At 28.5% G+C, this 267-nt stretch carries 1 protein-coding gene; it reads right to left on the bottom strand.

Features of this window, described 5'->3' with window-relative positions:
• A partial coding sequence (locus tag RFX69_RS01755; protein WP_309168559.1) for an ATP-binding protein occupies window positions 1-267 on the bottom strand: 267 nt, incomplete at both ends.

Genomic DNA, 267 nt, shown 5'->3' with positions numbered 1-267 from the left:
CCATTATCTATTATAATAATTTCAACATTTTTCTTATTTTCATCTAAATTTATTTGAATTTTTATTTGATCAGCATCAGCATCATATGCATTTTTTACTAACTCAATAATTGCTGCGGCTTCATTTTGTATTAATTCTTTGCCAATAGTTGTTAAGTGCCTTCCTGAAGGTCGAATTCTTCTAACGGGATTTAATCTATGCAATAAATTAATTCGTTTACTTAGAGGGAGAGTATTACAGCTGAAAACTTCAAGACTTGGATTTTTT

The sequence above is a fragment of the Acinetobacter sp. 148 genome, assembly GCF_031196675.1.
Lineage (GTDB): Bacteria > Pseudomonadota > Gammaproteobacteria > Pseudomonadales > Moraxellaceae > Acinetobacter > Acinetobacter baumannii.
The sequence above is the reverse complement of the archived record's forward strand: the minus strand, read 5'-3'. Positions and strand labels throughout refer to the sequence as shown.